General features: G+C 70.0%; 25 protein-coding genes. 14 read left to right on the top strand and 11 right to left on the bottom strand.

Going from position 1 to position 26,405, the window contains the following annotated elements:
- Positions 1 to 62: 62 nt before the first annotated feature.
- From BLU09_RS08830 to BLU09_RS08820, 3 genes are all read left to right on the top strand, one after another.
- Positions 63 to 644, top strand: a complete 582-nt coding sequence (locus tag BLU09_RS08830) for an SdpA family antimicrobial peptide system protein (RefSeq protein ID WP_090488177.1) — start codon at positions 63 to 65, stop codon at positions 642 to 644.
- Positions 638 to 1,630: a sporulation-delaying protein SdpB family protein gene (locus BLU09_RS08825; RefSeq protein ID WP_090488175.1), complete on the top strand. Its 993-nt coding sequence runs from the start codon at positions 638 to 640 to the stop codon at positions 1,628 to 1,630. The genes BLU09_RS08830 and BLU09_RS08825 overlap by 7 nt, the downstream gene beginning before the upstream one ends.
- A 271-nt stretch (positions 1,631 to 1,901) precedes the next feature.
- Entirely contained in the window at positions 1,902 to 2,987 is a 1,086-nt protein-coding gene (locus BLU09_RS08820; RefSeq protein ID WP_090488173.1) for a YcjF family protein, read from the top strand.
- A gap of 9 nt (positions 2,988 to 2,996) precedes the next feature.
- Here BLU09_RS08820 and dbpA read toward each other — a convergent pair whose 3' ends face one another.
- A complete protein-coding gene (dbpA, locus tag BLU09_RS08815) occupies positions 2,997 to 4,382 on the bottom strand; it encodes an ATP-dependent RNA helicase DbpA (protein WP_090488171.1) in 1,386 nt (461 codons plus the stop codon).
- Positions 4,383 to 4,738: 356 nt separating this feature from the next.
- Here dbpA and BLU09_RS08810 point away from each other — a divergent pair, with 356 nt between their 5' ends.
- The 4 genes from BLU09_RS08810 (at position 4,739) to nagZ (ending at position 8,906) form a co-directional block, all read left to right on the top strand.
- Positions 4,739 to 5,668, top strand: a complete 930-nt coding sequence (locus BLU09_RS08810; protein WP_090488169.1) for a DUF6209 family protein — start codon at positions 4,739 to 4,741, stop codon at positions 5,666 to 5,668.
- A gap of 160 nt (positions 5,669 to 5,828) precedes the next feature.
- Positions 5,829 to 7,328, top strand: coding sequence for an ATPase domain-containing protein (locus BLU09_RS08805; RefSeq protein ID WP_090488167.1), 1,500 nt, complete (start codon positions 5,829 to 5,831; stop codon positions 7,326 to 7,328).
- A gap of 2 nt (positions 7,329 to 7,330) precedes the next feature.
- Entirely contained in the window at positions 7,331 to 7,696 is a 366-nt protein-coding gene (locus BLU09_RS08800; protein ID WP_011556546.1) for a response regulator, read from the top strand.
- Between the two features lie 100 nt (positions 7,697 to 7,796).
- A complete protein-coding gene (nagZ, locus tag BLU09_RS08795) occupies positions 7,797 to 8,906 on the top strand; it encodes a beta-N-acetylhexosaminidase (RefSeq protein WP_090488166.1) in 1,110 nt (369 codons plus the stop codon).
- A gap of 87 nt (positions 8,907 to 8,993) precedes the next feature.
- Here the strand turns inward: nagZ and BLU09_RS08790 are convergent, their stop codons facing one another.
- From BLU09_RS08790 to BLU09_RS08780, 3 genes are all read right to left on the bottom strand, one after another.
- Positions 8,994 to 9,485 (bottom strand): hypothetical protein, encoded by a 492-nt coding sequence (locus tag BLU09_RS08790; RefSeq protein WP_090488164.1) that lies wholly within the window; start codon positions 9,483 to 9,485, stop codon positions 8,994 to 8,996.
- Positions 9,486 to 9,805: 320 nt separating this feature from the next.
- Positions 9,806 to 10,642 carry a thioredoxin-dependent thiol peroxidase gene (gene bcp / locus BLU09_RS08785; protein ID WP_244171551.1) on the bottom strand — a complete coding sequence of 279 codons (837 nt, stop codon included), beginning with the start codon at positions 10,640 to 10,642 and terminating at the stop codon, positions 9,806 to 9,808.
- Positions 10,643 to 10,703: 61 nt separating this feature from the next.
- Positions 10,704 to 11,204, bottom strand: coding sequence for a hypothetical protein (locus BLU09_RS08780; RefSeq protein WP_090488160.1), 501 nt, complete (start codon positions 11,202 to 11,204; stop codon positions 10,704 to 10,706).
- Positions 11,205 to 11,271: 67 nt separating this feature from the next.
- Between BLU09_RS08780 and BLU09_RS08775 the strand changes: the two genes are divergently transcribed.
- On the top strand, positions 11,272 to 11,919 hold the full coding sequence (locus BLU09_RS08775) for a hypothetical protein (RefSeq protein WP_090488158.1): 648 nt from the start codon (positions 11,272 to 11,274) through the stop codon (positions 11,917 to 11,919).
- 51 nt (positions 11,920 to 11,970) lie between these two features.
- Here BLU09_RS08775 and BLU09_RS08770 read toward each other — a convergent pair whose 3' ends face one another.
- The gene (locus BLU09_RS08770; RefSeq protein ID WP_186817769.1) at positions 11,971 to 13,290 is read right to left on the bottom strand and encodes a response regulator; all 1,320 of its coding nucleotides are present in this window, start codon (positions 13,288 to 13,290) and stop codon (positions 11,971 to 11,973) included.
- Positions 13,291 to 13,404: 114 nt separating this feature from the next.
- On the opposite strand from BLU09_RS08770, the gene BLU09_RS08765 reads away from it, so the two are divergent.
- The 6 genes from BLU09_RS08765 (at position 13,405) to BLU09_RS08740 (ending at position 20,010) form a co-directional block, all read left to right on the top strand.
- Positions 13,405 to 13,755, top strand: a complete 351-nt coding sequence (locus BLU09_RS08765; RefSeq protein WP_167371058.1) for an MXAN_6627.5 family MYXO-CTERM protein — start codon at positions 13,405 to 13,407, stop codon at positions 13,753 to 13,755.
- Between the two features lie 10 nt (positions 13,756 to 13,765).
- The gene (locus BLU09_RS08760; protein WP_090488152.1) at positions 13,766 to 14,809 is read left to right on the top strand and encodes a class I SAM-dependent methyltransferase; all 1,044 of its coding nucleotides are present in this window, start codon (positions 13,766 to 13,768) and stop codon (positions 14,807 to 14,809) included.
- Positions 14,810 to 14,920: 111 nt separating this feature from the next.
- Positions 14,921 to 16,366 (top strand): UbiA family prenyltransferase, encoded by a 1,446-nt coding sequence (locus BLU09_RS08755; protein WP_244171550.1) that lies wholly within the window; start codon positions 14,921 to 14,923, stop codon positions 16,364 to 16,366.
- A gap of 13 nt (positions 16,367 to 16,379) precedes the next feature.
- Positions 16,380 to 17,774 (top strand): FAD-binding oxidoreductase, encoded by a 1,395-nt coding sequence (locus BLU09_RS08750; RefSeq protein ID WP_090488148.1) that lies wholly within the window; start codon positions 16,380 to 16,382, stop codon positions 17,772 to 17,774.
- Between the two features lie 24 nt (positions 17,775 to 17,798).
- Entirely contained in the window at positions 17,799 to 18,536 is a 738-nt protein-coding gene (locus tag BLU09_RS08745) for an SDR family oxidoreductase (protein WP_011556557.1), read from the top strand.
- Between the two features lie 136 nt (positions 18,537 to 18,672).
- The gene (locus BLU09_RS08740; RefSeq protein WP_244171549.1) at positions 18,673 to 20,010 is read left to right on the top strand and encodes a DoxX family membrane protein; all 1,338 of its coding nucleotides are present in this window, start codon (positions 18,673 to 18,675) and stop codon (positions 20,008 to 20,010) included.
- A 1-nt stretch (position 20,011) separates the two neighbouring features.
- On the opposite strand, the gene BLU09_RS08735 is transcribed toward BLU09_RS08740, so the two are convergent.
- The 6 genes from BLU09_RS08735 to BLU09_RS08710 all read right to left on the bottom strand — a co-directional run bounded on the left by BLU09_RS08735 (position 20,012) and on the right by BLU09_RS08710 (position 26,166).
- Positions 20,012 to 21,052, bottom strand: coding sequence for an MBL fold metallo-hydrolase (locus tag BLU09_RS08735; protein WP_244171548.1), 1,041 nt, complete (start codon positions 21,050 to 21,052; stop codon positions 20,012 to 20,014).
- A gap of 234 nt (positions 21,053 to 21,286) precedes the next feature.
- Positions 21,287 to 22,384, bottom strand: a complete 1,098-nt coding sequence (locus BLU09_RS08730; protein ID WP_090488141.1) for an NAD(P)/FAD-dependent oxidoreductase — start codon at positions 22,382 to 22,384, stop codon at positions 21,287 to 21,289.
- An 81-nt stretch (positions 22,385 to 22,465) separates the two neighbouring features.
- Positions 22,466 to 24,244: a fatty acyl-AMP ligase gene (locus BLU09_RS08725; protein WP_090488139.1), complete on the bottom strand. Its 1,779-nt coding sequence runs from the start codon at positions 24,242 to 24,244 to the stop codon at positions 22,466 to 22,468.
- Positions 24,241 to 24,522 carry an acyl carrier protein gene (locus tag BLU09_RS08720; RefSeq protein WP_090488137.1) on the bottom strand — a complete coding sequence of 94 codons (282 nt, stop codon included), beginning with the start codon at positions 24,520 to 24,522 and terminating at the stop codon, positions 24,241 to 24,243. Before BLU09_RS08720 ends, BLU09_RS08725 begins: the two co-directional genes overlap by 4 nt.
- The gene (locus BLU09_RS08715) at positions 24,515 to 25,090 is read right to left on the bottom strand and encodes an isoprenylcysteine carboxyl methyltransferase family protein (protein WP_090488135.1); all 576 of its coding nucleotides are present in this window, start codon (positions 25,088 to 25,090) and stop codon (positions 24,515 to 24,517) included. The genes BLU09_RS08720 and BLU09_RS08715 overlap by 8 nt, the downstream gene beginning before the upstream one ends.
- Complete coding sequence (locus tag BLU09_RS08710; RefSeq protein ID WP_090488133.1) at positions 25,084 to 26,166, bottom strand: type III polyketide synthase; 1,083 nt, start codon at positions 26,164 to 26,166, stop codon at positions 25,084 to 25,086. Before BLU09_RS08710 ends, BLU09_RS08715 begins: the two co-directional genes overlap by 7 nt.
- Between the last annotated feature and the right edge of the window lie 239 nt (positions 26,167 to 26,405).

Genomic DNA, 26,405 nt, shown 5'->3' with positions numbered 1-26,405 from the left:
GGGGAGTGTCCATCGCCCTCACCGGTGGGCACTCCCCTTCTTCCTCTTCCCCGAGCACGGCCGTGACCGAGTCCACTCCTCCCTCTCCCCAGACCTCCCCAACGCGCCGCCTGGGCCTGCTGGCCCTGGGACTCATCCTGGGCTGGACCACGCTCACGGTCTACGCCCTGCACGCGGCGCTGCCCTACAACCCCATCGAGCTGCCCTTCGAGAAGCACTTCAACATCAAGCTGCTGCTGCCAGAGGGGTGGGCCTTCTTCACCCGCGACCCGCGTGATGACCGGATGCTGCCCTACCTCCGCACCGCGGAAGGCCAGTGGACCTGGGGAAGCGACACGCCCAACTTCCAGTGGAAGAACGCCTTCGGCATCAACCGGGCCGCGCGGGCGCAGGGCGTGGAACTGGGGCTGCTCCTCCACGACACAGCGACCCTTCCCCGGGAGGACTGCAAGGAAGCCCCCTCCGTCTGCCTGGAGCGCGCCCCCGTGGCCAAGACGCTCCGCAACACCAGCCCGCGGCCCACGTACTGCGGCCAACTGGGCATCGTCTTCCAGCGGGCCGTTCCCTGGGCCTGGAGCCGCACCAACCAGGGGAAGCCCATCACCATGCCCTCGAAGGTCCTGAGGTTGGACGTCGAATGCTGACCGCGCTTGGAAACCGTGCCCGCGCCTGGGTGGCGGGCCCTTCCCCCTGGAGCAATACCTATGGCCTGGCGCGCACGCTGGTCGCGCTGGGGACGGGTGGCACGCTGGCCTTCAGCGACACCACAACGCTGTTCCGGCCCGTCGCGGGCATCCCCGAGGCCCCCGTCTGCGAGGGCATCCGCGCGGCGTCCTTCTTCTGCGTGCTCCCCTCCGGCTGGCTGGAGGTGGCGCGGTGGGCGGCGGTGCTGCTGCTGCTCGTCGTCGCCTCCGGCTGGCGCCCGCGCGTCACGGGACTGGTGCACTGGTGGGTGGCCGTCAGCATGCCGTGGTCCGCGTCGCTGACGGACGGCGGTGACCAGATTGCCGCCATCCTGGCGCTGCTGATGCTGCCCCTGGCGCTCACGGATGACCGGCGCTGGCACTGGGACGCGCCCCGCGAATCCATGGGGAACGACGAGGCGAAGCGGCTCATCGCCCGGTCGGCCTGGGTGATGCTCCGCCTCCAGGTGGCGGGCATCTACTTCCACGCCTCCGTCGGCAAGTTCAAGGTGATGGAGTGGGTGGACGGCACGGCCCTGTACTACTGGCTGCTGGACCCCAGCGTCGGTGCACCGGACTGGCTGGCCAGCGTGATGCGCCCCGTCCTGAGCAGTCCCGTGGTGGCGCTGCTCACCTGGTCCGTGCTGCTGCTGGAGCTGGGGCTCGCGCTGGGCCCGCTGCTGACCCCGTCCCTGCGCCGAGTGCTGCTGCCCCTGGGCATCAGCTTCCACCTGGGCATCGCCGTGTTCCATGGGCTCATCAGCTTCGTGCTCGTCATGTGCGGCGCGCTCATTCTGCTGCTCCGTCCGCTCGACGAGCTCTTCCGCTTCGAGGGCCTCCGCGCCTGGGTGCGACACATGCGGACCCCGCCCGTGCCCACCGCCACGCCGTCCCTGGAGCCGGTAGCGGTGCAGGTGGCGTCGGTGCCCCCCACCGACGGCGCATGAAGCACTGCGACGTCGCCGCCGCCCTGGCACACCCCAAGGCCGCGGCGTTCGCGTCACGGTGAGCGGGCCACAAGGGCTCTCTCGCTCTCTCGCTCTCTTGCCCTCAGGCAGGCACACGTCGCCGCAGGCAGGGCCTGGATGTCCGTCCGTCCTGGGTCCAGGAGCCTTCCGCGCCGCGTGGGTCCATCGTCGACCCGCGCGGCCTTTCCGCTACGCTGAAGCTCCCTCCCGTCAACGCGGGAGGGCTCACCAGCGGAGGCGGCGGCAGCCCATGGACATCCATCTGGCGGAGGAGATCCGCAAGCAGGTCGAAGAGGCCTTCCGCAAGCGCGGCCGGGTCAACATCGTCATCGCGGGCCGCAGCGGCGTGGGCAAGAGCACGCTGGTCAACGCGGTGTTCCACGGCCGCATCGCGGACACCGGCCAGGGCCGCCCCGTCACGAAGGAGACGCGCGAGTACACGAAGGACGGCATCCCCGTCAGCATCCTCGACACCCGCGGCCTGGAGCTGGGCGCCTTTCAAGAGACGCTGAAGCTGCTGGAGGAGCTGGTGGCCGCGCGCGCGAAGGACGCGGACGCCACGCGCCACCTGCACTGCGCCTGGCTGTGCATCAGCGAGGACTCGCGCCGCGTGGAGGACGGTGACGTGAAGGCGGCGGAGATGCTCGCGCGGCACATGCCGGTGGTGGTCGTCGTCACCAAGGCGCGCAGCGACCAGGGCTTCCGCGCGGAGGTGCAGAAGCTGCTGCCCATGTCCCGTAACGTCATGCGCGTGCGCGCGCTCCAGGAGACGGACGACGAGGGCCATACGCTCCAGCCCAAGGGACTGGTGGAGCTCGTCGAGCTCACCATGGAGCTGGTCCCCGAAGCCCAGCGCAACGCCTTCGCCGCCGCCCAGCGCGTGAGCATCAGCCAGAAGCGCAAGCGCGCGCACGGCATCGTCGCCAGCGCCGCGGCCGCCGCCGGCCTCATTGGAGCCGTCCCCATCCCTTTCGCCGACGCCGCCCTGCTCGTCCCCACGCAGGTCGGAATGCTGGCGGGGGTGAGTAGCGTCTTCGGCCTCCCGCTGACGGAGGCCTTCCTCTCCACGCTGGTGGGCGCGGGCATCACCGGCCTGGGCGCCACCTTCACCGGCCAGTCCATCGTATCCGGCCTGCTGAAGCTCGTCCCCGGCCCGGGCACGGCGATTGGCGCGCTCATCTCCGCCACCACCGCCACCGCGCTCACCACGCTGTTCGGCGAGGCCTACGTCGCCGTCCTCTCCAAGTTGATGGAGAAGCGCTGTGGCGAGCTGCCCACCGAGGAAGAGGTCATCCAGGCCTTCCGCGAGGAGATGTCCCTGCGCGGCGCCGCGTAGACGCCCGGGCTACTTCACGCGCTCGATTTTGTAACGGCGGCCCTTGATGCGGCCCTCGCTCAGCCGCTGGAAGGCCACCCGCGACACGCGCCGGGCGACGGCGACGTAGGCCACGTGGTCCTGGATTTCAATCTTGCCCACGTCGGTCGCGTCGAGCCCGCCCGCCTCGCCCGTGAGCGCGCCCAGGATGTCCCCGGGCCGCATCTTGTCCTTGCGTCCGGCGGAGATGTAGAGCGTGTCCCACGTCGACTCCAGGGACACCGCGTTGCGAGGATCCGCCGAGGGCAGTGACTCCACGTCCCCGCGCTCCAGCTTCACGCCGGTGGCCAGTTGGATGTCGTCCACCTTGCGGCCATCCCGAGGCGTGACGATGGAGACGGCCAGGCCCGCGCGCCCCGCCCGTCCGGTGCGTCCGATGCGGTGCACGTAGGGCTCGGCCTGCATGGGCAGGTCGAAGTTGATGACGGCATCCAGCGCCTCCACGTCGATGCCGCGTCCCGCCACGTCCGTGGCGATGAGCACCCGCGTGCTCTGGTTGCGGAACTTCGCCATCACCCGGTCGCGCTCGAACTGCTCCAAATCCCCCTGGAGCCCGTCCACGCTGACGCCCGACGCGGAGAGCGACTTCTTCAACTCCACCACGGTTGCCTTGAGGTTGCAGAAGACGATGGCGGACGCCGGCTGGTAGTGCCGGAGGATGCGCAGCAACAGGGCCTGCTTCTCCTCCGGCTCGCAGTCGTAGCGCACCTGCTGGATGTCGGGCCCCGCGGTGGTGGTCTCCACCGTGACGCGGACGGGCTGACGCTGGAAGGCGCGGCTGAGTGCCTCGATGTCCGGCGGGAAGGTGGCGGAGAAGAGCACCGTCTGCCGCCGCGGCGGCATGGCCCCGAGGATGCGCTCCATGTCCTCGCGGAAGCCCATGTCGAGCATCCGGTCCGCCTCGTCCAGCACCACCGTGGACAGCTGCCGCGTCTCCAGCGCCTCGCGGTCCAGCACATCCAGCACCCGGCCCGGCGTTCCCACCGCCAGGTGCGCGCCCTTCTCCAGTGCTTCCAGCTGCGGGCGGATGGGCTGGCCTCCCGCGAGCACCAGCACCTGGAGCCCGGGCAGCCGCCGCCCCAACCTGCGAATCTCGCCCGCCACCTGCGCGCACAGCTCACGCGTCGGACACAGCACCAGCGCCTGCACCTTGCGGTGCTGCAACTGGACCTTCTGGAGCAGCGGCAGCGCGAAGGCCGCCGTCTTGCCGCTGCCCGTCTGCGCCTGGCCGACCAGGTCCCTGCCCTGGAGCAGCACCGGGATGCTCTGCGCCTGGATGGGCGTGGCCGTCTTGAAGTCGAGCTCCTCCAGGACCTGGAGCAGGGGGGGAGATAGCGCGAGCGCGGAAAAGTCCATTCGGGGCCTCGATGAGCGGAGGCACGGAAGGAGCCTCGGGTTCTGCAGGCCCCATGTCACACCCAGCGAAGGCAGGACAAGTGAAGCCGCCGACCTCTCCCGGCCGCCCGCACCGGCTTGCCCGGCGCACCCTCCGTGGAAAATCAAGCTTTACCTGAAATCACCAACCCCGTCCGGAGCCTCCATGCCCTCCCGCCGCAGCGGACTGGCCATGCTGTCCACCCTTGTGCTCGCCACCGTCGGTGGCGGCATGAAGGAGCGAAACCGCACGCTCCCTGACAGGGCGAGCGGCTGGCAGCGAATGCGCCAGGAAGTCCTGCTAAGTGGCGGTATCCAAATTTCCTGGAGAACCCCGCATGAAGACGTCTGCCTGGAAGCATCTAACCCTCGCGTTGCCGCTGCTGGCGGCCTGTGGCGGAGCGCCGCAGCAGCAGGAGGAGACGTCTGTCAGCACCACGGAGACACAGCAGGCGCCGCTCACCACGCCCACCGCCACGGTGCGCTTCCTCAACGGCTGGACGCACTCGCAGCACGGCGCCATCGTCCGCGGCGGCACGCTCGTCGTCGACTACGACCTGTACCGGATGACGGACTGCCACCACAGCACCTACGCCGGCCAGCAGGCGTGGGACACGCTGGCCTATGTCCGCTTCCTCCCCAGCGGCCAGCTCTTCAGCGGCAGCGTGAAGCAGGCCACGGGCAGCACTTCGTTCGTGAACAAGCCCTTCGAGGTGACGGTGCCCTCGGACGCCACGAGCGTGGAGACATGGTTCTTCACCTCCGGCCGCACCTGCGCGCCGAAGTACGACAGCAACTACGGCCAGAACTACGTCTTCCCCGTGGAGGCGCAGTCGCCCTCCGCCGTGGTGTGGGCCGGTGACTGGGGCGGCAGCTTCGCGCGCGACTGCGAGCACCGCGACGGGCTGGCGGACCCCATCGTCATCGACAGCTACGTCATGGAGCGCGCCTGCAAGTTCGTGGACGCGGACGTGTACGTGCCCGGCGTGACGGACGCCGCCACCGCGCGTCCCGAGCTCATCCAGGCGCAGGTGGAGTTCAGCGTGGACGGCGCGGCCACGCAGCACCAGTGGCTGGCCTATCAGGGCCGGGTGGGCAACAACTACCGGTACCGCTGGAACCTCGCCGCGGAACCGCTCGCGTATACGCCGTGGAGCGCCTATGCATTCGGGTTCCGTTATTCAACGGATGGCGTGAGCTGGTATCGCATCGCGAGCGGCGCTGGCCCCACGGGTGGCACCGCGCGGACCGTGCAGCGGAGTTTCTGAGACGGTCCACCTCTGTTGAATGCCGCTGGGGCCCGCGCGATTCAGCGGCAGCTCGGAAGAGGCGCTGTGGCAAGAAGTGTTCCCCTGAGAAGGCGAGCGCACTGCTCCCATCATTCCAGCGGGGCCACACCCGGGCCGGGCCCAGGAAAGGGAACGCGAAATGACCGAAGGCACTCCACGCGTGGCTGAGCGGATTTCCACGGGCATTCCAGGCCTCGACACCGTGCTGCACGGAGGCTTCCGCAAGGCCCGCACCTACATGCTGATGGGCCTTCCGGGCTCGGGGAAGACCATCTTCGCCAACCAGGTGTGCTTCCACCACGCGAAGCGCCACGGCGGGCGCGTGCTCTACCTGACGCTGCTGGCGGAGTCGCACACGGAGCTGGTCGGCAACCTCTCCTCGCTGTCCTACTTCGACCCCACGCTGCTGCCCAACGCCATCACCTATCTGAGCGCCTTCACGGTGCTGGAGCAGGGGGGGCTGGACGCGCTGGCGGAGCTCATCCGCAAGGAGACGAAGAACCACCAGGCCACGTTGCTCGTGTTGGATGGGCTGGTGGCCGCGGAGGAGGTGGCGCCGTCACAGCAGGCCATCAAGAAGTTCATCCACGGCCTCCAGGTGGTGACGGGCCTCATGGGCTGCACGACGTTGATCCTCACCACCGGCCGCGGACAAGGCCTGCGCGCCGAGCACACCATGGTGGATGGGTTGATGCTGCTCCGGCAGCGCATGTTCGGCGCGCGTGCCGTGCGCGAGCTGTTCGTGCGCAAATTCCGGGGCAGCCCCTATCTGCTGGGCAAGCACAGCTTCGACATCACCCAGGACGGCATCATCATCTATCCCCGCCTGGAGACGCTCGCGGAGTCCGGGCCTCCGCCGGGGCCGCCGCAGGACGCGAGGTGCGCGTTTGGCATCCCCGGAATGGACGCGATGCTGACCGGGGGCGTGGCCCAGGGCTCGACGACCATCCTCCTGGGGCCGTCGGGCAGCGGCAAGACGCTGCTGGGACTGAACTTCCTCGCGGAAGGCGCCCGGCGGGGCGAGCGCGTCCACTACTTCGCCTTCTACGACTCCCCGGAGCGCATGGTGGCGCAGGCGGCGGGCATCGGGCTCGACCTCAAGCCGCTCATCGACCGGGGCGACTTCGAGGTCAGCTTCCGGCCGCCCACGGAGAACCTGCTGGACAAGCTGGGCGTGCAGTTGCTGGACATCATCCGGACCCACGGCGTGCGCCGGCTCTTCCTGGACGGCTACGACGCGCTCCGCAGGGCGGCCGTCCGGCAGTCCCGCGTGTCGCGCTTCCTGGCCGCGCTGGTCAATGAGTGCCGCATGCGCGGCGTGACGCTGCTCTACTCCGTCGAATCGGTCTCCGCGTTTGGCCCGGAGGTGACCTTCCCGATGAAGGGCATCTCCATGGTGGCGGAGAACATCCTCTTCCTCCGCCAGGCCGAGCTGGATTCCCGGCTGCGCCGCTTCGTCACGGTGCTGAAGCTGCGCAACAGCCCGCACGACACCGCCCTGCGCGAGCTGTGCATCAGCCCGAAGGGGATGGAGGTGACGGGCGCCTTCACGGATGTCGAGGCGATGATGACCGGCGTGCCGCGGTCGACCACGTGGTCCGAGCCCCGGCATCCCGGCGGCGGGCGCCAGGAGCCTTGAGCATGGGCCCCATCCTCATCGTCGATGACGAGTTCGGCATCGTCGAGGCCATGCGCGACCTCCTGAGCGACGAAGGCTACCGGACCGCCATCGCGCTCAATGGGAAGGAGGCCTTGGAGCGGATGGCCGAGGAGCACCCCTGCCTGGTGCTGCTCGATTACATGATGCCGGTGATGAACGGCCCGGCCCTGCTGGAGGCCATGGAGCGCAATCCCCTGCTGCGTGACATCCCCGTGGTCATGATGAGCGCCAGCCCGCCGGACTACTGGAAGCACCTGCGTTGCGCGGCCTTCCTGCCCAAGCCCTTTTCCCTGGACGAGCTGCTGGTGATGGTGAAGCGCTTCGCCCAGGGCGCCATCCTCCAGTAGCGCGCCTCACCGGCCTGAGGCCTGACAGGCAGCCGACGCTTCCAGGAGAACCGCGTTCCCCCCGAGCGCCCAGCCCCTGGCTTCTGCCAGACTGCGCGCCGTGACGACCTCCTCCAGCCTCTACCGCGACTGTGCCCGCCTCTTCATGGTGGGCTTTCCCGGCACTCACATCGACAGCGAGCTGGCCGCGCTGATGGATGACGGCATCTACGGCGCCATCCTCTTCAAGCGCAACGTGGGCAGCGCCGCAGACACTGCCGCGTTGTGCCACGCGTTGAAAACACGCGCAGGCCGGCCCTTCATCCTGTCGGTGGACCAGGAGGGCGGCCGCGTGGCCCGGCTTCGCGGCGCGCCCTTCACCGCGCTGCCGCCCATGCGGGAGCTGGGGCAGCGCGGCGACGCGGCCCAGGTGGAGCGCGTGGGCCGGCTGCTGGCGTATGAGCTGCGCGCGCTGGGCTTCGACTGGGACTTCGCGCCGGTGCTGGATGTGGACACCAACCCGGCCAACCCCGTCATTGGCGACCGCAGCTTCAGCCGCGAGGCAGAGGAAGTGGCGCGGCTGGGCGTAGCGCTCGCGCGGGGACTGGAGGCGGGCGGCGTGGCTTCGTGTGGCAAGCACTTCCCCGGCCACGGCGACACCACCACCGACAGCCACCTGACGTTGCCGCGGCTGCCGCACGACTTGGAGCGGCTGCGCAGCGTGGAGCTGGTGCCTTTCCGCGCCTTCGCCCAGGCGGGGCTTGCGTCCCTGATGACAGCGCACGTCCTCTTCGACGCGCTGGACCCGGGGGTGCCCGCCACCATGAGTCAGCGCGTGCTCCAGGGTGTGCTGCGCGAGGAGCTGGGCTTTGACGGGGTGCTCGTCAGCGACGACCTGGAGATGAAGGCCATTGCCGGCCACTACTCCGTGGAAGAGGCCACGGTGCAGGGCACGCTCGCGGGCGTGGACCTGTTCCTGGTGTGCCACAACGCGGACGTGCAGCGCCGCGCCATCGAAGCCCTGGTGAAGGCGGTGGAGTCCGGTCGCGTGTCACGGGAGCGAATCGCGCAGGCGCACCGGCGGCTGGACGCGCTCAGTGCCCGCTTCGCGCACCCGGCGGAGGACCGGCTCGCCCTGCTGGGGAGCCCGGAGCATCACGCGCTGGCCGTGGGGCTCGTCAGCACCTTCACCGGCCGCGACCCGACCGAGGTGATGCTGGCCTCTCGCTGAAGGCGCGGGGCCGGGGTGCCACGCGCTCCCGGCGCCCTGCACCGGGAGCAGTTGGAAGGGGCGGCACGAGACCGCCCCGGTGTGACTTCAGCGGCGGTAGGGGCCGCTGCGGTCCTGCCAGCCCAGCGGGCTGTAGCCGCTGTAGTGGCCGCCGCGCTTGCCGCCCAGCGTGGCGCCGTCCTCACCACCCAAGCCATGGGCCGCGGGCGAGTACGCGGCGCCGCCCTCCGCGTGGTACCGGTCGTTCATCATCTTCCCGGCGTCGTCCACGATGGAGCGCCCCTGGGTGCCGTCGTTCTTCGGCGTGCGCGGGTCGATGCTGGAGCCAATCTGGTCGATGGTGCCGTTGTAGCCCCGGTTCGCCGGCAGCGTCCAAGGCGGCAGCGGCTTGTTGGTGTTGCCACCCTCGATGTTCTTCATCGCATCGGGCTGGTCACCGCGCTGGGCGACAAGGCTGCCCCGTGGCTCATCCGGCTGACTGCCACCGGTCTCCGGAAGCCCCCGGCAGCCTACGGCCAGAACCGCGCCCGCCACCAATGCCGCCGCCGAACCCCACCGCCGAATATTCCGCTCGCGCATGTCGACTCCTCCGAGTCCCTTCAATCTGGTTGCTCGTACTTCCCGAAGATGGGGCACGCCGGGCATGGACACCACGGGGTGACTCCATGTCCGCATGACGACGGACCGCCCGAACCCCACATATAGCCCCAGCCACGGCCGGGAGCAGCCTTCTTCGGCGCTCCCGGCGCCCGCCCCGCGGAGGGCTTCTTCTTCGTCGAGGAAGCCCACGTCGAGGTCGCGGGCCGCTTCCTCGCCCGGAGCCGCCGGTCCCCATGGCGGATTGCTTGCTGGAAGACGTCTGGGCCGACGTCCTCCCAAGGCCGCCCAGGCCCGGAGCGCTACTTCCTGGAGGCCTTCTTCGCCGCTGCGGACTTCTTCGCGGGCGCCGACTTCTTCACCGCCGCGGACTTCTTCGCGGGCGCCGACTTCTTCACCGCCGCGGACTTCTTCGCGGGCGCCGGCTTCTTCCCGGCCGAGGCCCTCTTCGCAGCCGCAGGCTTCTTCGCCACAGGGGCTTTCTTCGCGGTCGCGGCCTTCTTCGCCGCACGGGGTGCCTTGGCGGCCGGAGCTGCCTTCTTCGCCGTCGCCTTCCTGGTCGCGACGGACTTCCCCGACACAGTCTTGCCCGCCGGAGCCTTCTTCGCGGCGGCCACCTTCTTCCCCGCAGGCGCCTTCTTCGCGGCGGGCTTCTTCACGGCACTGTCCGCCGCCGGAGCTTCGCCCTTCAGCGCGGCCAGCACCTCGGCGACGTGGCCATTCACCTTCACCTTGGGCCACACCTGCTTCAACACGCCGTCCGGGCCGATGAGGAACGTGGCCCGGGTGATGCCCAGGAACTTGCGGCCATAGAGCGACTTCTCCCCCCAGACGCCGTAGGCCTCGGACAACGTGTGGTCCACGTCGGCCAGCAGCGGGAAGGGCAGGTTGAACTTGGTCGCGAACTTCCGGTGGCTCGCGGTGCTGTCCGCGGACACGCCCAGCACCACCGCGCCCGCGGCCTCCAGCGCCGAGTGCTCGTCACGGAAGCCACACGCCTCCACGGTGCATCCGGGGGTGTCGTCCTTCGGGTAGAAGTAGAGGACGACACTCCGGCCCGCGAACTGCGCGAGCGATACCGGGTTTCCATCCTGGTCGGCGAGTTGAAAGGCGGGGGCCTGGTCACCTGCTTGGGGCATGGGCATGCGGGCTCATTAACCACAAAGCCCGCGCCACTCAACGCCCAGCGACAGCGTCCCGCTAGTGCGCGGGGTGCCCCGGCTCACCGCCATGGTCATGACCATGCTCCCCGGGCGGATGGCTGTGGGCCTCCAGCCGGACCAGCTCCTTCTGGCAGTCCGTCAGGGCCTGGTGCAAGGGCTCCCGGTCCGCCCCCTCCGGCGTCTGGCCCAGCCGGATCGCCAGGGCCTCACACGCGGCGCGCTTGGTGTCCACCTCTGACGTCCCGGGGCCCGTGGCGCCCGGCGTGGCCAGGGGGCGCGGCGGCAGCTTTTCCCGCAGGCGACGGATGGCGGTGATCCGCTGCTCCGCTTCCGGGCGGACCTTGGAGTCCTTGGGAATCGCCTCGAAGGCGTTGATGACGGGGTCCCACGCCGGGTCCAGGGGGGACACGCGGCGGTCAATCAGGTCGCGGTAGGACTTCTCTGCGTCCCGGAGCTGGTCGGGTCCCTTGTCGCAGCCAGGCGACAGAAGCAGACAGAGCGCGAGCGGCATGACGGCGGACAGCCGTCGGGTGATCATCCTCATGAAGGGTCGGTTCTCCTCTCCTGCTGGCCTCCCGATTGAAGCACGGCTAGGGTGCCGCGTCGTGCAGCCCATTCTCCTCGCCTTCCTGCTTGGCCTGTCCCAAGGCATGCTCCACGCCGTGGGCCCGGACCACTGCGCCGCCATGGCCACCCTCGGAACCCTGGGGGGAGGCCGGCGCCGCGCCGCCATCGCCACCGCCGTGCGCTTCGCGCTGGGACACGCCGTCATGCTGGGCGGCATCGCCGCGCTCTGCATCCTGGCGGGCGTGGGCCTCTCAGAAACCTTCGAGCGCTGGGCCGAGATTTTCGGCGGCGCCGTGCTGGTGGCCCTCGCGGTGGCCGCCCTGCTGTTCCCCAGCAGCCTGGACCACGGACACCCGCACCTGCCCGGCCACACCCAGGAGCCGCACCAGCACGTGCACACGGTGAGCACCACCGCTGGCGCGCTGATGGCCGTCAGCGGCGTGCGCTCGCTGCTGCTGGCGCTGCCCCCGCTGCTGGTGGGTGGCAGCATGAGCGCGGCCGCGTGGATGTACCTGCCCGGCTTCGCGCTGGGCATCCTCATCGGCATGGGCGTGGTGGGGCTGATTTTCGCGGAGGGCATCACCCGGCTGAACGCGCAAATCACCCGCTGGGTGCAGCGCGTGGTGGCCGTGGGCTCCGGCGCGCTGGGCCTGTTCTGGATTGGCTCGCGGCTGGTCGGCGGCTGAGCCCCGGCGCGGCGTCCCCGCCCATGACGGCGGGGACGGACGGCGCGGCGGCTACCCGCGCTTGTCCAGGATGCCCAGCGACATCATCGCCACCAGGAAGCCGTAGACGACGTGCTCGGGGCGGTTGGCGAAGGCCAGCAGCTCCGCCACGGTGCGGTTGCCGTCGATTTTCGGCAGCAGCTCCGCCTCCCACCGCTCCAGCTCCACTTCGTTGAGCTGGTAGGCCGGAGCCACGGCGGGGATGAGGCGGTCCTCCGGCTGGAGCAGGCGCCGCAGGCGCTCCGGCTTGTAGAGCTTCTTGATGCCCCGGACGATGAGGTTGGCTGGGTGCACGTCCAGCTTGATGGACTCCGCGCTCGCCTTCTCCCGGAAGCTCAGCACGTACGAGCCTTCATCCCACGCGAAGAGCGAGTAGATGACGGCCTTCACCTGCTGGCCCACGTAGTAGAGGCGCTCGGTGTCCTTGAGCAGCCCGCGCTCCACCAGCACGTCACCGGTGCGGCGGTTGGACTGCGCGGCCACCGCCGACGCGTCCTGGAGCTGCTCCGGCTTGATCTTCCCCACGCGAACGAGGAACTGACCGAAGCGGTCCGCGAGCAGGTTGGAGAGGGCGAACACCGGCGTGCCCTTCTCGAAGTAGACGACCTTCTTCACCTTGCCCTTCTGCACGCCCAGCTCGCCCGTCTCGCGGGAGAGGTAGAAGGCGGTGAGGAGCGAAGGCAGGTTGTCGCGGATTTCACCACGGCGGCTGCCCGGCGCGCCCGCGGGCGGCGGGTCCGGCGGCCGGCCCGGCGTGGGCGGGCGCACCTGCGTGGCCGGCACCTTCTGCATGGGGCTGGCCGTGAGGTTGGCGCCGCGAATCTCCGCCGTGATGTTGCCGCCGCCCGTCACCTTGATGCGGCCGGTCAGCTCCATGGCGTCCTGCGGGCCTTCCTCCTCCACGTCGATGTCCAGCTCCACCTCGAAGGCGTCCTGGAGCGACGCGGCCGCCGCAGCGGGCTTCTCCGGAGGCAGCACCTTCGTCATCGCCTCGAGCAGCTTCTGGGCCTCGAAGGGTTTCTCGAAGTAGCCGGCGGCCTGGTACTTCGTGCGCGACTCGACGGCGTGCTTGCCACCCTTGAAGACGCCGGTGATGAAGAGGAGCGGGAGCTGGGGGTTGTCCTTACGCAGCGCGTCCGCGAGGTGGTACCCCATCATGTCGGGCAGCAGGATGTCGAGCACGGCCGCCGCCGGGGGCTGGGCCTTGGCCAGCTCCACGGCCTGCTTGCCGCGGCTCGCACCAATGACCTCGTAGCCCGCCTCCTCGAAGAGCTGCGTGAGGAGGGACAACAGCTCCTGATTGTCATCGACGACGAGGATTCGGGGTGCCATCGCGGGGCGTACCGTACCAGATGCGAAGGGAAGGGTCAGACAATCTGCCCCCGGGTGCTCCAGCCACCGCGGAAGATGCATCCGACCCTCCATGCGGTTAGGGTGACGCCCTCGATGTCCCCCTTCCGCTCCTACCTGCGTCACCTGCTGGCCTGCCTCCCCCTCCTGCTGCCCCTCGGGGCCATGGCCCAGTCCGACGGGGGGCTCGACGCGGGCCTCCCCGACGCCTCCGTGGGAGAGGGCGGCGCGGACCGGGACAACCCCGAGGGGGAAGACGGTACAGGCAGGGTGAATACGTCCTGCCGTAGCAGCCGGGATTGCTCCCCCCGCTTCTCCTGCGATGACGGGCGCTGCCGCTACACTGGCGTGCGCAAGGCAGACCAGCAAGGCTGCGTGCTGGGTGGCCAGGCCGCGCTCCTCGTCGTGGGCCTGGCCGCTGTGGGCGGCTACAGGCGCAGGCGTTAGGAGCACACGCATGAGGCTGGGGCTCAAAGCGGACAACCTGCTGGAGCGCGTGGCGGACTGGTTCAACCTGGCCCCACAGCCCGTGGCCCATGCCTTCTTCGGGATGATGGCGTCGCGGACGCTGATGGCCGGCGTGCGGCTGGGCGTCTATGAAGCCCTGACGGACGGGCCCATGTCGGCGGAGACGCTGGCGGCGCGGCTGAAGCTGTCCCAGGAGGGCACTCGCACGCTGCTGGAGGCCCTCATCGCGTGCGAGGCCGTGGAGCGTCAGCGCGGTGGACGCTACCGGCTGGCCCCTCGCGCCAGGCGATGGTTGGACCCGCGCTCGCCCCGCTACGTGGGCGCCTTCCTGGAGTTCAACTACGCGCAGTGGGACTGGTGGAACGGGCTGGAGGGCGTGGTGCGCACCGGCCAGGCGGTGGACATCCACGGCTTCGCGCCCGACGACGCGCGCTGGCGCGACTACATCCACGCCATGCACCAGATGGCGCGGCTGGCGGCTCCGGAGGTCGTGGCGGCCATCCCCCTGCCCCGTGGGGCGAAGCAGGTGTTGGACCTGGGCGGCGCGCACGGCTGGTTCGCCGCCGAGCTGTGCCTGCGCAACCGGGGCCTGAAGGCCACGGTGTTGGATTTGGAAGGCAGCGCCCGCGTGGGCCGGGAAATCATCGCCTCGGCGGGGCTGAGCCACCTCGTCACCCACCGCGAAGGCGACATCCTCACCGCGGAGCTGGGCGGCCCGTACGACGGGGTGATGCTCTTCCAGGTGATGCACCACCTGTCCCCCGCACAGAACGTGGCCCTGCTGCGACGGGTGCGCGCCTCCCTGGCGCCCCGGGGGACGCTGGCGGTGCTGGAGTATCTGCGCGAGAACGCCGACACGCCCACCAGTGCGGCGCCGTTGATTGGCTTGCACTACTTCCTCACCTCCGGCGCGGCGGCCTATACGCCCGCCGAGGTGGAAGGCTTCCTGGACGACGCAGGCTTCCGCATCGAGACCAGCCGCCCCATCCGGCACCTGCCCTTGCAGACGCTCCTGGTGGCCCGACTGGACTGAGCGTCTACCCGACCGCAGTTCTAGCAGGCTTCCCCAGATGTGGCTTTTCCACGCGAAGGGCGTCTGCGCTACCCTGCCCGCCCTCCGATGGCCTCCGTCACATCGTTGCCCATGCTTCCCCAAACACCCATTCCCGAGGACACTCCGGACGTACCGCTCGCCGTCGACCTCGACGGAACGCTGGTGCGCACGGATACGCTGCATGAGAACCTGTTGGTCCTCTTCAAGCGTGCCCCCTGGCTGCTGCTGCTGGCCCCCTTCTGGGTGCTCAAGGGCAAGGCCTTCTTCAAGGCAGAGGTGGCCCGGCGCGCGGCCCTGGACGCGGCCAGCCTGCCCTACCACGAAGAGCTCCTGGCGTACCTGAACGAGGAGAAAACCCGAGGCCGCCGGCTGGTGCTGGCCACCGCGGCGGACCGGCGCATCGCCGAAGCCGTGGCGGCGCACCTGGGCCTCTTCTCCGACGTCGTCGCCAGCGAAGCGACAGTGAACCTGTCCGGCGCACGCAAGCTGGCGAAGCTGAAGGAGTTGCTGGGCACCTTCGACTACGCGGGCAACGACGCGGTGGACCTGCCCTTGTGGCGTGAATGCCGCCGCATCATCGTGGTCCACGCGCCAGCCGGGGTGCTGAAACAAGCACAGGGACTGGGCCGCGACGTCCACCGCGTCTTCGAGCGCCCAGCCACCCGCCTCCGCACCTGGGTGAAGGCGCTGCGCGTGCACCAGTGGGCGAAGAACGCGCTCGTCTTCGTGCCGCTGCTGGCCGCCCACAAGGCCACCGAGCCGGACAAGCTGCTCCAGGCGCTGCTGGGCTTCGCGGCCTTCAGCCTGTGCGCCTCCAGCGTGTACGTGCTGAATGACCTGCTGGACCTGGACTCCGACCGGCGCCACCCGACGAAGAAGAAGCGCCCCTTCGCGGCGTGCACGCTCCCCGTGAGCACCGGCGTCATGCTGGCCCCCGTGCTGCTGCTGGCCGGCGCCGCGGTGTGCCTGCTGCTGCCGCCCGCCTTCGCCGCCTTGCTGGGCGCCTACTACGTGCTGACGCTGGCCTATTCGCTGCGGCTGAAGCAGGTGGTGATGTTGGACGTGCTGGTGCTGGCCGGGCTGTACACGGTGCGCATCTTCGGCGGCGCGCTGGCGGTCAACGTGCCCACGTCCAGTTGGCTGATGATGTTCAGCATGTTCCTCTTCCTCTCGCTCGCGCTGGTGAAGCGACTGAGCGAGGTACGCCGGCTGCGACTGTCCAACGAGACGTCCGCACACGGCCGTGGCTACCTGGCCCAGGACTACGAGCAGCTCGCCAGCCTGGGCGCGGCCTCGGGGCAGGTGTCCGTGCTGGTGCTGGCGCTCTACATCACCTCCGATGAAGTGACGGCGCTGTACGCCCACCCGGAGCGGCTGTGGCTCATCTGCCCGGTGATGCTGTACTGGGTGGGCCGGGTGTGGCTGCTGGCCCACCGCGGGCTGGTGAACGAGGACCCGCTCGTCTTCGCCCTGAGGGACCGGGTGAGCTACGCAGTAGGCCTCGTGTGCGCGTTGGTGCTATGGGCCGCCACGTGAGAGGTCTGGCGCGATGAAGTCACGGGAGTCCTGGGGGCGGTACCCCCAAGTCGAACAACAGACGCACGCCCTGGTGTGGCACACGGATGCGCTGCCCCGGAAGGACGGGAACCTGCTGCCCCACGGGCTGGGGCGCAGCTACGGCGACTCGTGCCTCAACGCGGGGGGCACGCTGCTGCTCACCTCGGGGCTCGACCGCTTCATCGCCTTCGACCCGGCCACCGGCGTGGTCCGCTGCGAAGCGGGCGTGTCGCTGGACACGATTCTGCGCCTGGCCGCTCCGCGCGGCTGGTTCCTGCCGGTGACACCGGGCACCAAGTTCGTGACGGTGGGCGGCGCCATCGCCAACGACGTGCACGGGAAGAACCACCACCGGGGTGGCACCTTCGGCCGCTACGTGCGCCGCTTCGAGCTGCTGCGCTCGGACGGCAGCCGCCGGGTGTGCGCGCCGGATGAGCATCCGGACTGGTACGGCGCGACGATTGGCGGCCTGGGCCTCACCGGGCTCGTCACGTGGGCCGAGGTGCAGCTCACGCCCATCAGCAACCCGTACGTGCTTCAGGAGACGGTGCCGTTCGGGAACCTGGATGGGTTCCTCGACGTGGCCCGCGCGTCGGAGAAGGACTACGAGTTCACCATGGCGTGGGTGGACTGCCTGGCCCGGGGCAAGAAGCTGGGCCGGGGGCTCCTGTACCGGGGCAACTTCGCGCCGCCGCAGTTCGACGGGCTGCCATTGGCCAGGAGCCACCTGTCGCACGGCGTGGGGCTGGCGGTGCCCATGGACATGCCGGCCTTCTGCCTCAACCGCCTGTCGGTGTCCGCCTTCAACTGGCTCTACTACCACCGGCAGAACGGCAAGCCGAAGCAGCGGCTGACGCACTACGACCCGTTCTTCTACCCGCTGGACGCCATCTACGCGTGGAACCGCATCTATGGCCGGCGCGGCTTCCTCCAGTTCCAATGCGTGGTGCCCTACGCCACCGCGCGCGACGCGCTGAAGGAAATCCTGGAGCGCAGCTCGCGCGGCGGACTGCCCAGCTTCCTCTCCGTGCTGAAGACGTTCGGTGACATTCCCTCGCCGGGGTGGATGTCCTTCCCGCGCGAGGGCGTGACGCTGGCCATGGACTTCGCCAACCGCGGCGAGAAGACGTGGAAGCTGGTGGAGGACCTGGACCGGCTGACGCGGCAGGCGGGCGGCGCGGTGTACCCGGCGAAGGACGCGCGGATGAGCCCGGAGAACTTCGCGGCGTACTTTCCGCAGCGGGAGCGCTTCATGCAGTACGTGGACCCGTCGTTCTCCTCGTCGTTCTGGCGGCGGGTCAACCCGGTGTCCCTGCCCTTTTCCCTGGCCGCGGAGCGAGGCGAGACGGCCTCCCCGCCGCCTCGGTCCCTGCTTGCCATCCGCTGACCTCCTTTCCGAGATTCGCTCCCCATGAAGAAAGTGCTCGTCCTCGGCGCCACCAGCGCCATTGCCCAGGCGACGGTGCGGCTCCTGGCCGCGCGCGGGGCCTCGCTGTACCTCACTGGCCGCAACGCGGCGAACCTCGACGCGGTGACGAAGGACGCCGCCACGCGCGGCGCAGCCAAGGTCGCCTCGCAGGTGGTGGACCTGAACGACTTCGACACCCACGAGGCGCTGGTGGAGGCCGCGTACACGGCGCTGGACGGGCTGGACGGCGTGGTGCTGGCGCACGGCGTGCTGGGTGACCAGGCGGAGGCGCAGCGCTCGTGGGCGGCGACGGAGGCGGTGCTGCGCACCAACTTCCTGAGCGCGGTGTCGCTGCTCACCGTGCTGGCCAACCGCTTCGAGGCGCAGAAGGCCGGCACGCTGGTGGTGATTTCGTCGGTGGCGGGTGACCGCGGCCGGCAGAGCAACTACGTGTACGGCGCGTCGAAGGGCGCGCTCAACGTCTTCCTCCAGGGCCTGCGCAACCGTCTGGCGAAATCCAACGTCGCGGTGGTGACGGTGAAGCCGGGCTTCGTCGACACGCCCATGACGGCGCACCTGCCGAAGAACAAGCTGTTCGCCTCGCCGGAGAAGGTGGCGCGCGGACTCTTGAGCGCCGCGGACTCGCGGAAGAACGAAGTCTACGTGCCCGGCATCTGGGCGCTCATCATGCTCATCATCCGGACGATTCCGGAGACCGTGTTCAAGCGCATGAAGCTCTGAGCAGGCATGACCGCCCCCTGGCGCGGAGACAAGGCCCGTCAGGGGAGCGCCTCCGCGGTGACGGGGGCGACTGGAAAGCACCCGGGACACTCCGGATAGACTGTCGGGCCAGCCCACCATGAGCGCCACGGCCCCAATGTCCCCGGTCCCCGGTCCCCTGCCCGCCGCGTCCGAAGCGAGCGTGGCACCTGCCGCGCCCGAAGCCTGGAGTCTCGCGCGGCGGTTGGCCTTCCGCTTCGCCTTCGCCTACCTGGCCATCTATTTCTTCCCGTTCCCCCTGGACCTCATCCCTGTCCTGGGCGAATTCATCCACGCGTTCCAGGACGGGCTCTGGAAGGCCGCGGTGCCCTGGGTCGGCAAGCACGTGCTGCGGCTGTCCACGGACATCACCGTGATGCCCAACGGCAGCGGCGACACCACGTTCAACTACGTGCAGGTGCTGATGAACTTCGTCGCCGCCGTGGCGGTGACGGGCGTCTGGTCCGTCGTCGACCGGCGCCGCACCGAGTACGTGAAGGCCCACGACGTGCTGCACGCGAACGTCCGGTACGTGCTCGCGATGAGCATGCTGTCCTACGGGTTGGCCAAGCTCTTCAAGTCCCAGTTCCCCTTCCCCAGCCCGGATCGGCTGGCCCAGCCGCTGGGGGACTTCTCTCCCATGGGGCTGCTGTGGAACTTCATGGGCTACTCGACGGGCTACAATGTCTTCACGGGCGGCGCGGAGTTCCTGGGCGGCTGCCTGCTGCTCTTCCGGCGCACGACGACGCTGGGCGCGCTCGTCGTCGCGGGCGTCATGGTCAACGTGGTGGCGCTCAACTTCTTCTACGACGTCCCCGTCAAACTCTATTCGTCCCACCTGCTGCTGATGTCGCTGTTCCTGGTGCTGCCCGATGCCCGGCGGCTGCTCGACGTGCTGGTGCTCAACCGCGCCACGCAGCCTCGCCCGCTCCAGCCGCCGTTCCCACCTTCGCGCTGGCTGAGTGGCGCCGGGCTCGTGATGAAGGTCCTGGTGGTGGGCGGCATCGCCTACGGGTTTGGGAGCTCACGGCTGGAGTTCATCCGCAAGTACGGGGACTCCGCGCCGCGTCCCCCGTTCTACGGCTACTACACGGTCGATTCCTTCACCCAGGACGGGCAGCGCCTGGATGCCACGTCCGGAGACGCCCGGCGGTGGAAGGTGGTGAACGTCAGCCGCTTCGGCCGGATGAACATCAAGCGCATGGACGACACCGTGAAGTCCTACGGTTTGGAGGAGGACGCACCGAAGAAGACGCTCACCCTCATCGAGGGCCAGGACGACACCGCGAAGAAGTTCGTGCTCGCCTACACACGCTCGGACGCGAACCAACTCGTCCTCCAGGGCACGCTCCAGGAGGCCGCCATCGAGGTCCGCCTCACGCGGGTGGATGAGTCCAAGTTCCTCTTGCTCAACCGGGGCTTCAACTGGATTCAGGAGGCCCCCTTCAACCGCTGACTCAGTCCAGCGCGGGCACGTCGCGGCCCTCGCCGAAGCCCAGGGCCCAGAAGCGCGGCCGGACGGGCTCGCGCGCCAGCAGCCACAGCAGGTGGTACTTCGCCTCGTCCTGCCCATCCAGCGCGAGCGCGAAGGTGCCGTAGTGCATGGCCACCGACGTGGCCGAGCGCAGCACCTTGTGCGCCTGGAGGGCTTCCACCGGCCCCATGTGGACCGGACGGAAGGCAGTGGGCCGGTAGGCACCAATGGGCAGCACCGACAGCCGCATGGGACCGAAGCGCTCGGCCATCATCGCGAAGTGGGGACCGAAGCCCGTGTCGCCGGCGAAGAACACCGGCCCGCCGGACGTGGCGAGGACGTAGCCCGCCCAGAGCGTCGCCGCGCTGTCGGTGAGCCCGCGGTTGGAACGGTGCTGCGCCGGCACCGCCGTCACCGTGCGGCCCGGCGCCACCTCCGTGGACTTCCACCAGTCCAGCTCCACCACGTGCCGGAAGCCCTCGCCGTCCAGCAGCGCCTTGTTGCCCAGACCCACGATGAAGCGCGGATGGTGCGCCTCCTCCAGGCGCCGCAGCGTCGGCAAGTCCATGTGGTCGTAGTGGTTGTGACTCACCACCACCACGTCGATGGGCGGCAGGTCCTCGAAACGGATGCCCGGAGGCCGCACGCGCTTGGGACCGATGAAGGACACCGGGCTCGGACGGTCCGAATAGATGGGGTCCGTCAGCATGTTGAGCCCGTCCGCCTGGACGAGCACGGTGGCGTGGTTGATGAACGTCACCCGGAGCTGTCCCGGCCCCACGCGCTCCGGAGGCGGCTTGCCTGGAGCGAACTCCTCGTAGTCCCGCCACGGGCCGCGAGGCCCCTTGCGCAGCGCCTTGAAGACCTCGTCCGGACTCAGGCGCTTGATGGGCTCCAGGTTCTGGAAGTGCTCACCGTCGAAGTGCTCCGTCACCGGGCCCTGGTGACGGGGGCCCGCGAAGAGGCAGCCCCCAAGCCACGGTGCCGACAGCAGCAGCAGCACCAGCGACAGGAGTTTCGTCATGGGCCGGGAAGAACGGTCCAGGGACATGGGTGCGGTGCTCCCTCCAGACAGGACTGGGAAGACGCCCGCGCGGCCCGGGCTCGACGTCCATGTCTCGGCGTGACAGTGGACCGGGTTTGCGCCCGTCCGGCAACCGGCAACACACTTCTGGGGACGCCACCGCACAGCGGGTGTCACGCTCCGGCGACGGGCGGAGGAGAACGCCAACGCCTCCGCGCCCCTCCGCCCCCGCGCTCACGTCACGACGGCGTGCAGGATGCGCTCGAACAGCCAGGGCGTCTTCCCCAGCAGCCGCACCACGGGACGGCGAAGCCAGGGCCGTCGCGCCAGCATGAGCAGCGCGCCTGTCGACCGGGAGTACTTGCGGAAGACCCGCTGGAAACACTGCTCGTAGGGCATCAGCGCTTCGCGCGTGGCGCCCTGGACGAGCGCCTCCGGTAGCAGGTTCCCCAGCGACTCCGCGCACACGAAGGCCAACGACAGGCCCTCTCCGGTGATGGCGTCCACGTAGCCCGCCGCGTCTCCCACCAGCGCGAAGCGGTCGGCGATGCGCGTTCGGGACACCCGAGCCAGCGGTCCCGCGCCGCGGGGCTGGGAGTCCGACTCCGAGCCCGCGAGCCGCTCCGATAGTTTGGGGAAGCGGGCCAGCAGCGTCTCGAAGCTCACCCGCCCTTCCGCCATGCCGTCCTCCCAGAGGAAGGCCAGGCCCACGCGCCGCGCGCCCGTGGGCGTCACGTAGGCCTCCACGCCATGCGCGAAGTGGATCTCCACATAGGGCGTCCACGGCGCGACCTGGAAGTGTCGTCGCAGGCCGAAACGGCGCGGTCCCGTCGGCTCCACCTCCAGACCTTCCGCGCGGCGCAGCGGTGAAGCCAGCCCGTCCGCGGCCACCAGCATGGCGGCCTCCACCGGGCCTTCGGCCGTCTGCAGCACCACGCCATTGCCATCCCGCTGGTGGGACAGCACCTGCGTGCGCTCGCGCAACTCCACGCCCACCGTGCGCGCTCGCGACACCAGCGCCGTGGCCAGCGCCACGCGCCGCACGCCCAGCGCGCCCTTGCCTGGGAACAGGCCCTCCGCCGTGCTGCCATCTTCCTGGACGTAGCGGATGCCCACGAAGGGATGGCTGCCCTGGTCATCCAGCAGAGGCAGGACGCCCAACCGCTCCAGCACCGCCATGCCGGGAGGCAGCAGCCCTTCGCCACAGGCCTTGTCCACCGGCGCGGTGCCGCGCTCCAGCACCACGGTGTTCAGCCCACGCAGCGTGGTGGTGATGGCCACCGCCAGCCCCGCGGGTCCTCCGCCCACCACGGCGACGTCATACCGCTTCACGGCGTGGACTCCTCCGGGACTCGCATCCCCATGATGGCGGGCCTCACGCTGACGCCGTGCACGGCCCCAGGGCCTGAGGCCTCACGTGTCGCTCTCCGCGCGGACCATCGCCAGCGCGCTCCGAGCCATCTCCACCGCCAGCCCCACCGCGCCCACCTTCTTCGGCGGCACCAGCTCCTCGGCCAGGTAGCGGCGCAGCGCCTCGGCGCGGCGCAGCTTGCCGCTGGACGTGCGCGGCAACGTTCCTGGCACGAGCATCCGCACGGTGTGAGGCCGCACGCCCGTGGTCTCCACCACCGCCGCGCGGATGCGCTCCTCGACCACGTCGTCCGCCTCCTGCCCCGAACGCTCCGCGAGGATGAGCAGCGCCTCGTCCTCGCCCCCTTCGGGCGTGAAGCCCAGCGCCACCGCGCAGCCCGCGCGCACGCCCGCCACGCTCTGCAGCGGCTCCTCGAACGCCTGCGGCGCGTGGTTCGCGCCTCGGATGATGACCACGTCCTTCGCCCGGCCCGTGAGGAACAGCTCACCCTCCGCGATGAAGCCCAGGTCGCCCGTGTCCAGCCACCCGTCCCGCGTCAGCGTCCGGTCCGTGGCCTGCGCATCCGCGAAGTAGCCGGCCATCAAGGACGGCCCCCGCGCGAAGACCCGGCCCACGCACCGCTCCGCCAGCGCCTCGCCCGTCTCGCCGCGCACCTCCACCTCGAAGCCCGCCACGGGCATGCCCACGCTCACCAACTCACGCGAGCCCTCCGCCACCCGGCCCTCCCGGGCCAGCAGCCCCGCGTCCACGCCCAGCGCGCGCGGCCCCCGCCCTTCCGGCGGGAAGGTGACGGCGAGCGACGCCTCGGACAGCCCGTACACCGGCCGCAACGCCCGCGCGGAGAAGCCCCACCGCTCGAAACGCACCGAGAAGCGGCGCAGCGTGTCCACGGACACCGGCTCCGCGCCGTTGAGCGCGTGCCGCCACGACGACAGGTCCACCCCGTCCAGCTCCGCGTCCTTCACCCGCTTCAAACACAGGCCATAGGCGAAGTTGGGCGCGGGAGAGATGTAGCCCCGGTGGCGAGACAGCGCGCGGAGCCACAACGCGGGCCGTGCGAGGAAGGCTTCGGGGGGAATCAGCACCAGGCTCCCCGGGTAGTACAGCGCGGACAGCAGACAGCCGATGAGCCCCATGTCGTGGTACAGCGGCAGCCAGCTCACGCCCACCCGGGGCACCCCCGCCCCCAGCGGCATCGCCATCTCCAGCGCCGCGACCTGCGCCAGCAGGGCTTCGTGCGTCAGCGTCACGGGCTTCGGATCCACCGTGGAACCGGACGAGAACTGGATGAGCCCCAGCGCGGCCGGCCGCACCGGGACCTCCAGCACCTCATCCCCCCGGGACACCTCGTCCACCGTGTAGCACCCCAGCCGGGGGCGCGCGCGCTCCACGCTGGGCCCCAGCAGCAGGCGCACGCGAGCGTCCGTCAAGACCATCACCGAGCCCGTCACGTGGAGCATCCGCGAGGTCGCGCGGTGGTACTCCTCCAGTCGCCCCAGCCGTACCGGCGGGTACAGCGGCACCGGCACCGCGCCCGCGAGCAACGTGCCGAAGAAGGCGTCCATGAAGGCCGGCGACGTGGGCAGCAGCAACGCCACCCGGTCCCCCTCGCTCACGCCCAGCCGGGCCAGCCCCGCGGCGGTGCGCTTCGCCCGGCGGTACACGTCCGCCCAGGGCATGGCCACCTCGCGCTCGGCCGCGTCCACGAAGGTGAGCCCCAGCGGCGACGTGCGCCCGGTGTCCGCGAGCGCCGCGTTCACCGTCAGATGCCTGGGCGGAGGCAACGCCGGGCCCACCAGTCGCGAGCCAGCATCCTTCACGGCAGGGCCTCCTCCCGCCTGGGTTCCACCGGAGCCGCGACCCGCTGCGCCACCAGCTTCGCCAGGTCTCCCACCGTGCGCACGCCCTGCGCGTCCTCTTCGGACAGGCGGATGCGGAAGCGGTTCTCCAGCCCCACCGCCAGCACCGTGAGGCCCAGGCTGTCCAACTGGAGGTCACGCACCAGGTCCTGCGAGGGCTCCACCGCGCCCTTCCACTCCAGCTCCTCGGTGACGATGCGATGAATCTCCGTCATGACCTCCAGTTCGCGTTCAGCCACGTGGCACCTCCGGAATGAAACGAGGGCGATGGGAGAACGCCTGCGCGTACACATCACCCAGCGCCGCCTCTTCCGCGCGGATTCGCACGTAGAGCAGCGCCGCATTGCCCACTGAGAAGACCAGCGCCGTCCACCATGCACCGTGGATGAGCGGCACGCACGCCAGTTCCAACACCACCGCGACATAGTTGGGATGGCGCAGGAAGCGATAGGGCCCGCCCGTCACCGGCGCCAGCCCCGGTACCACGATGATGCGCGAGTTCCACCGGTCGCCCAACGTGGCGATGGCCCAGTACCGCAGCCCCTGCGCCAGCACCGCGCCCACCAGCGCCGCCCAGCCCCACGCGCCCGGGAAGCCGCGCCGCAGCAGGAACACCTCCGCCACGCACGCCACCAGGAACAGCGTGTGGAACACCACCATGAAGCGGTAGTGCCGCTGCCCCGTCTCCACCCCACCGCGCGCGAAGGCCCGGGCGGCGTTGCGCTTGGAGAGCACCAGCTCCATCAGCCGCTCCACGACGAGCGCGGCCATGAAGCCCAGGAAGAGGGCGTGTGGGGAGGTCACCATCGCAGCAGCACCAGCTCCGCGCCGAAGCCCGGCCCCATGGCCATCATCACGCCCCACTCCCCCGGCTGCGCGCGGACGGACTCCAGCGTCTCTCCGAGCACGAAGAGCACCGACGCGGAGGAGAGATTGCCCACCTCTCGTAGGGAGGCCCACGAGCGCTCCAGCGTCGAGGGCGCCAACTCCAGCGCCTCCTCGAAGGCCTCCAGCACCTTGGGCCCGCCGGTGTGCGCCACCCAGTGCCGGATGTCCCCGCGCTTCAGTCCATGCTGCGCGAGGAAGCCATCCACGTTGCCCCGGATGTGGTCCTTCACGAGCCCCGGCACCTTCGCGGACAGCACCACCTTGAAGCCGGTGTCCACCACGTCCCAGCCCATGATGCGCTCGGTGTCCGGGTAGAACACGGAGCGCGACGCCACCACCCGCGGCCCTCGCGCACCCGGGGCCGCCGCGCCTCGGAGCACCGCGCACGCCGCGCCGTCGCCGAAGAGGCCGGACGCGATGATGTTCGGAATGGACAGGTCCTCGCGCTGCAACGTGAGCGAACACAACTCCACGGCGATGACGACCGCTGTGTGCTCCGGAAAGCCGCGCAGGTAGTCCGCCGCCCGGGCCACGCCCGCCGCGCCCGCCACGCATCCCAGACCGAAGAGCGGCGTGCGCTTGAAGTCCTCCCGGAAGCGCATGCGGTTGGCCAGCCGCGCGTCGATGCTCGGCGTGGCGATGCCCGTCACGGTGACGAAGAAGACGTGGTCCACCTCCCCGGGCGTGAGCTCCGCCGCGTCCAAGGCCTTGCGCACCACCGTTTCGCCCAGCTCCGTGGCCGAGCGAATCCAGGCGTCATTGCGCTGTTGGAATGTCAGCAGCGGCGGATACGCCTCCAGGGGCAACGCCAGATGCCGTCCTCCCACCTGGACGGCGCGGTGCAGGTCCTCCAGCCGCTCCAGGTTGAAGTGGCGCGTGGCCCACAGCTCGCGGAACGCGGCGATGAGCTGCTCCTGACTGGCGTAGTGCGGCGGGAGTGCCCGCCCCACGGCACGGATGGAGGGCGAGCGGTCCTGGCCTGAGGCACTGAGCATGGCGTTCCCGGGTCATTCGCGTCGGTGGAGACTTGACGCTTAATCGGAGATAGCGTCCAACGCGATACGGGATGTTCCCGCTTCCGTCTCCCGCACGCACCTCGCCTGTCCGATTGTCACGCGGATGACGCACACGGCCGTCGCGGCCGGCGCATCAACAACACGTGTCGGCAATCCCCTGGGCGGTGGCGTCGAAGAAATCCGTCCCGCTCCATACACAAGCGTTGAACGCACCTTGC

It is taken from the genome of Myxococcus virescens (assembly GCF_900101905.1).
In the GTDB taxonomy this organism is placed as follows: Bacteria; Myxococcota; Myxococcia; order Myxococcales; family Myxococcaceae; genus Myxococcus; species Myxococcus virescens.
Note: the sequence above shows the minus strand (reverse complement) of the source record. Positions and strands in the feature narration are given on the sequence as shown.

Coding starts and splice junctions, on each gene's coding strand:
- BLU09_RS08755 (WP_244171550.1), top strand. CDS start 14,921: ATGCTTCCCCAAACACCCATTCCCGAGGACACTCCGGACGTACCGCTC.
- BLU09_RS08710 (WP_090488133.1), bottom strand. CDS start 26,166: ATGCTCAGTGCCTCAGGCCAGGACCGCTCGCCCTCCATCCGTGCCGTG.
- dbpA (WP_090488171.1), bottom strand. CDS start 4,382: ATGGACTTTTCCGCGCTCGCGCTATCTCCCCCCCTGCTCCAGGTCCTG.
- bcp (WP_244171551.1), bottom strand. CDS start 10,642: ATGCCCCAAGCAGGTGACCAGGCCCCCGCCTTTCAACTCGCCGACCAG.
- BLU09_RS08810 (WP_090488169.1), top strand. CDS start 4,739: ATGAAGACGTCTGCCTGGAAGCATCTAACCCTCGCGTTGCCGCTGCTG.
- BLU09_RS08715 (WP_090488135.1), bottom strand. CDS start 25,090: ATGGTGACCTCCCCACACGCCCTCTTCCTGGGCTTCATGGCCGCGCTC.
- BLU09_RS08745 (WP_011556557.1), top strand. CDS start 17,799: ATGAAGAAAGTGCTCGTCCTCGGCGCCACCAGCGCCATTGCCCAGGCG.
- BLU09_RS08750 (WP_090488148.1), top strand. CDS start 16,380: ATGAAGTCACGGGAGTCCTGGGGGCGGTACCCCCAAGTCGAACAACAG.
- BLU09_RS08770 (WP_186817769.1), bottom strand. CDS start 13,290: ATGGCACCCCGAATCCTCGTCGTCGATGACAATCAGGAGCTGTTGTCC.
- BLU09_RS08780 (WP_090488160.1), bottom strand. CDS start 11,204: ATGATCACCCGACGGCTGTCCGCCGTCATGCCGCTCGCGCTCTGTCTG.
- BLU09_RS08820 (WP_090488173.1), top strand. CDS start 1,902: ATGGACATCCATCTGGCGGAGGAGATCCGCAAGCAGGTCGAAGAGGCC.
- BLU09_RS08765 (WP_167371058.1), top strand. CDS start 13,405: ATGTCCCCCTTCCGCTCCTACCTGCGTCACCTGCTGGCCTGCCTCCCC.
- BLU09_RS08790 (WP_090488164.1), bottom strand. CDS start 9,485: ATGCGCGAGCGGAATATTCGGCGGTGGGGTTCGGCGGCGGCATTGGTG.
- BLU09_RS08800 (WP_011556546.1), top strand. CDS start 7,331: ATGGGCCCCATCCTCATCGTCGATGACGAGTTCGGCATCGTCGAGGCC.
- BLU09_RS08740 (WP_244171549.1), top strand. CDS start 18,673: ATGTCCCCGGTCCCCGGTCCCCTGCCCGCCGCGTCCGAAGCGAGCGTG.
- BLU09_RS08760 (WP_090488152.1), top strand. CDS start 13,766: ATGAGGCTGGGGCTCAAAGCGGACAACCTGCTGGAGCGCGTGGCGGAC.
- BLU09_RS08805 (WP_090488167.1), top strand. CDS start 5,829: ATGACCGAAGGCACTCCACGCGTGGCTGAGCGGATTTCCACGGGCATT.
- BLU09_RS08735 (WP_244171548.1), bottom strand. CDS start 21,052: ATGACGAAACTCCTGTCGCTGGTGCTGCTGCTGCTGTCGGCACCGTGG.
- BLU09_RS08825 (WP_090488175.1), top strand. CDS start 638: ATGCTGACCGCGCTTGGAAACCGTGCCCGCGCCTGGGTGGCGGGCCCT.